Below are 4,948 nucleotides of genomic sequence, written 5' to 3'. Positions count from 1 at the left end.
GGGCGACCATCTAACCTGCTTTAGTGCGAGCCGCATTACCGTTAATAGCTTTATTTGCTAAAGAATCTGCTTCTCTATTTTCCTCTCTGGATATATGATGAATTCTAAATTCTTTGAACCATCCAAGCATCGCCGTTGCACTATTGTAAAAAGCCTTTAGTTTTTTATTCCTTACTTTGTATTCACCCTTAACCTGCTTCACAAGAAGCTCTGAATCAGAAAATATAGTGACAGAATCTACCCTCTGTTTTACAAAATTAAGGGCAGTAAGTAATGCCATGTATTCTGCTACATTGTTTGTAGTAACTCCAACATACTCCGATAGCCTTTTCAGGATATTACCCTTTGTATCCTTTATTACAACACCAACACCTGCTCTTCCAGGATTGCCTCTCGATGCCCCATCGGTATAAATGATAACTTCTCTACGAGTCATAGACCCTCATTAATTATGGTTAAGTCCCCACGGGTCGTAGACCCTCTCCCCAGTAAAGAAATCTATGACAGTAAGAACAGGTTATTATATCCTGATTTTTTTTTACATCGTTGAAAACCTGTGGCGGTATCTGAAGCCGACAACCCATACAGGAACCATCCTCTACAGGGACAACCGCAAGCCCCCCCCTTACCCGTAATAGAGTATTATAGGTCTCGTATAGTTCCCTCTCAATACCCTCTGTAACCTTCTGTCTTTCCATCTTAAGCTCATTGAGTAATTCTCCCATCTGTGAATCATCAGCCTCTAACTGCTCCTTCTTACACTGAAATTCCTTTAAGGCATCAACAATCCTCTCTTCTGCTGAGTTTATCTCTAAAGTCCACTCTTCGAGTTGTTCCATAACTGTTAATAGCTTTTCTTCTGCCTCTCCTATAAGTTTCTCTGTAGTCTCTATTTCAACCATATGTGCTTGATATTCTTTATTAGTTTTTATCTCAGATGTTCTCGATTTAAGTTTTTTAAGCCTTTGTAGTTCATCATCGAGTAATATTTCTTTTTCTTTCTTTTCCTGTTGCTTTTTTTTATACTGTGCTTTCTTATCCTCTAATGCCTGCTCGGCATTCTTAAGTTTCTTTTCTACCTCAGCAATCTTTAATGGAATTATCCTCTTCTCTTCTACAAGTCTCTGAATCTTTTTGTCTACATTCTGCAAGTTTATTAATAATCTCAACTGTTCATTCAATTCTGCTTCCCACTCTTCACTTTTAACTCTCACCTCAGATTTTGCCTCTGGCAAAATCTACTGGTGGGCCCACCAGGGCTCGAACCTGGGACCAACCGGTTATGAGCCGGTAGCTCTACCAACTGAGCTATGGGCCCACATAACAGAAGTTATAAATTTTTCAAAATTATTCCATAAAATAAATAAATTGTCAAGGAGTACCGATAAAGGTCTTTAACCATTTGTTCCGACTCGGATGACGCAGCTTTCTTAATGCCTTTGCCTCTATCTGTCTTATCCGCTCTCTCGTAACATCGAATTCCTGACCAACCTCTTCAAGCGTATGATCTGTATCTTCTCCAATACCGAATCTTCTTCTCAGCACCTTTTCCTCCCTGTGTGTCAGGGTCTTAAGAACCTCTCTTATCTGTTTCTGCAGATTGGTCTTTATAGCTATTTCAAGTGGAGAAATCGCTTTTTTATCTTCAATAAAGTCCCCTAAGTGACTGTCCTCTTCTTCACCGATAGGTGTCTCAAGGGATATGGGTTCTTTTGCGATCTTTAAAATCTTTCTTACCTTTTCAACTGGAAGAGCCATCTTCTCAGCGATCTCTTCAGCGGTAGGCTCTCTCCCGAGTTCTTGAACGAGGATTCTTGATGCCCTGACAAGTTTATTTATTGTCTCTATCATATGAACAGGGATACGGATAGTTCTTGCCTGATCGGCTATAGCCCTTGTTATCGCCTGCCTTATCCACCATGTCGCATAGGTGCTGAATTTATATCCTCTCTGATATTCGAACTTATCTACAGCCTTCATTAATCCGATATTTCCTTCCTGTATCAGGTCAAGGAATTGAAGCCCTCTATTTGTATATTTCTTTGCAATGCTTACGACAAGCCGGAGGTTAGCCTCTACAAGGTCACTCTTCGCACGTTTGATTTTCTCCTCACTGTGCTCAATTATCCTTGATGCCTTTTTAATTTCTGTTAGTGGTAGTGAGAAGTCCTTTTCAGCCCGCTCTATCTTTTTAAACGCATCCTTCCATTTCCTCGATAGTTCCCTGACCTCAGTCATCTTTATCCTAGTTTTACTCTCAATCTTCTTCGCATTGAGTCTCCCTTCTCTTATCTTCTCAAACAAGTTATTTGTAGCTTTACAATCAAGTCCAAGCTTTCTTTCACAGCTTACGAGTACCTTCTTCGCCTTTTCCACCTCATCTATTGTATCCTTCAGCTTTTTTAGGATAGTATCTATATACCGTGGGTTGAGATTGATAGCCTCTATCCTCTTTGCTATTGAGTCCCTTAATCTCTTTGCCTCTCCATTTAATTTTTTCTTTTTACTCTCGGAGAGCCGGCGGCTATTTGTCCTATATAACACATCCATTAATTGCCTGTAGAGGGTTCTTATCTCACCACTGATGGCTATGACCTCTTTTTTCATCTCCTCGCTGTACTGTTTATCAATACCTTCAAAATCCTCCTCTATGGCAATGATAACATCTTTAATATCTATTTCGTTTCGCGTGAGTTTCTCTCGAAGTGATACAATCTGCCGTATAGTTATTGGCAAACTTGAAATAACGTTGGCGATCTCCTTCTTGCCTTTTTCTATTCTCTTTGCAATCTCGACTTCCCCTTCCCTGGAAAGAAGTGGAACAGTCCCCATAGCCTTAAGATACATCCTCACAGGGTCGTCTATCCTGCTGATAACCCCTGGCAGGAATTCCTCCTCCTCGATTTCCTCTAACCCTTCTATCTCTTTTCCATGAAAATCTATTTCTTCGATAATATCCTCTGATGGTATTTCTTCGACAACCTCTACATCTGCATCTTCAAACATAGCCATAATACCTTCTATATGGTCTGAGGTTATATCATCAGAAGGAAGTTTCTCGTTCAGTTCATCAAAGGTAATATGTCCTTTCTTTCTACCGAGAGTAATCAGATCTGAAAGGTTTTCGTCGTTTATCATAGTCTGCTCAATCTCCAAAAATCATTGGATTTTTGGGATTCCCCTTTCCTTTCAAAAGTTCTTGTTTTTTGCGAAGAAGGACATTTAGCTCATCTGTCATTTCTGAAGTCCCCCTCTCTTTGATTATCTGCTGTAACTTAGTTAGATGCTTTCTCAATCTATCCTCTTTAATACGGTCGAGACAGTCATTTGCTGCCTTCTCTATATCATCGTATTCGACATCCATCAGAGAATATCTCGCAATCAGAGCTATTGCATTTTCATCCTTCAATGTTGTAATTATCTTGTTCACATCGAATTCCTCACCACTTTGCATGCTGAGCAGTATACAGTGTGCGATAGCACCAAGTAGTGGATCTGTAAAGTCTTCTGGATCGAATTTTCCAACCAATTTTTTGGCTATCTCTGGATAGGTTATTAGTATCTGTATCAGTGATTCTTCTGCTGTAACTCTCTTTTTGTTCTCGCCAGGAAGTACCCCTTGCTTCCTTACCCTGTCTTTCTTTTTGCATATCAATGCCAGTCTTTCTCTAATAAATATCTCTTCTATCTGTAGTTCTTCTGAAAGTCTCTTTACATAACTGCCTCTCTCTATGCTATCAGGTATCTTTGCTATAAGTTCTATCGCCTCTTCTGCCATCTGAAGTTTTTCCTCAAAAGAAAAGATGCCTGAACGGATAGACTGCTTCATCGTAAAATCTATATAATTTGGAGATTTTTTGATGACTTGAAGAAATTCCCTCTGGCCCCTTTTCTTGAGAAAACTATCAGGATCATCTCCGTCTGTTAGAGATATTACCTTAACCTTCATCCCTGATTCAATAAAAAGATCGAACCCCCTTAGGGCAGCTTTTATTCCTGCTGTATCTGCATCAAAGACTGCAGCGATATTTTTTGTATATCGTCTTATCTCCCTTAAGTGTCCTGTTGTAAGGGCAGTCCCCAGTGTGGCAACTGTATTATTTACTCCATGCTGATGTGACATCAACGCATCCATATAACCTTCAACGAGTATAGCAAAATCGAGTTTTCTTATATTCTCCTTTGCCTGATAAAGTGCATAAAGACTTTCTCCTTTGTTGTATAGGGCTGTCTCAGGTGAATTGAGGTATTTTGGTATTGAAGAATCGTCAGCATCTCTGATAACCCTCCCACCAAAAGCAATGACCTCCCCCTGTAGATTAAATATAGGAAAGATTATCCTCCCCCTGAATCTATCATAGTAACCTGATGCGTCACTCCTCTGGACAACAAGCCCTGCTTTTTCGAGAATCTGCGGTGAAAAACCTTTCCGGGAAAGGTAAACCAGTAACTCATCCCATGAGTTCGTAGAGTATCCAAGAAAAAATCTTTTTACTGTTTCTCTGGTTATACCTCTTTTGTCAAGGTAATCCTTTGCATCAGTTCCTGCACTGCTTTCAAGTAAGATGCGATGATAATGCTCTGCTGCATCCTTATTTGCCTTTAACAGAACATCTCTTTCGAAATTTGCAGGTTTTTTTCTTTGGGGTATGGCTATACCTGCCCTGCTGGCAAGTGCCCTTATTGCCTCAGGAAATGATATTCTTTCATGCCTGACGAGAAAATTAAATACATCACCTCCCACACCACAGCCAAAGCAATGGTATATCTGTTTGGGAGGGCTTACGATGAAGGATGGGGTCTTCTCCTGGTGGAAAGGACAGAAGCCTTTATAATTCTGTCCTGTTTTTTTGAGCACGACATACTCAGAGATTACATCAACAATGTCAACGCCCTGTCGGATTCTTTCAATGATCTCATCTGACACATAAGTTTGCACTCTTTCCTC

General features: G+C 40.1%; 4 protein-coding genes and 1 tRNA gene. All 5 read right to left on the bottom strand.

Going from position 1 to position 4,948, the window contains the following annotated elements; genetic code table 11:
- Positions 1-10: 10 nt before the first annotated feature.
- Positions 11-436 (bottom strand): ribonuclease HI family protein, encoded by a 426-nt coding sequence (locus AB1488_00540; protein ID MEW6408592.1) that lies wholly within the window; start codon positions 434-436, stop codon positions 11-13.
- Positions 437-455: 19 nt separating this feature from the next.
- Positions 456-1,214 carry a C4-type zinc ribbon domain-containing protein gene (locus tag AB1488_00535; protein MEW6408591.1) on the bottom strand — a complete coding sequence of 253 codons (759 nt, stop codon included), beginning with the start codon at positions 1,212-1,214 and terminating at the stop codon, positions 456-458.
- A gap of 28 nt (positions 1,215-1,242) precedes the next feature.
- A tRNA-Ile gene (locus tag AB1488_00530) sits at positions 1,243-1,318 on the bottom strand.
- A gap of 53 nt (positions 1,319-1,371) precedes the next feature.
- Positions 1,372-3,156 carry an RNA polymerase sigma factor RpoD gene (gene rpoD / locus AB1488_00525; protein ID MEW6408590.1) on the bottom strand — a complete coding sequence of 595 codons (1,785 nt, stop codon included), beginning with the start codon at positions 3,154-3,156 and terminating at the stop codon, positions 1,372-1,374.
- Positions 3,146-4,948: DNA primase (gene dnaG / locus AB1488_00520; protein MEW6408589.1), on the bottom strand; the 1,803-nt coding region annotated here is incomplete at its 5' end. The genes dnaG and rpoD, both read right to left, overlap by 11 nt.

The sequence above is a fragment of the Nitrospirota bacterium genome (genome assembly GCA_040756155.1).
Classification (GTDB): domain Bacteria; phylum Nitrospirota; class Thermodesulfovibrionia; order JACRGW01; family JBFLZU01; genus JBFLZU01.
The sequence above is the reverse complement of the archived record's forward strand: the minus strand, read 5'-3'. Positions and strand labels throughout refer to the sequence as shown.

Coding starts and splice junctions, on each gene's coding strand:
- AB1488_00540 (MEW6408592.1), bottom strand. CDS start 436: ATGACTCGTAGAGAAGTTATCATTTATACCGATGGGGCATCGAGAGGC.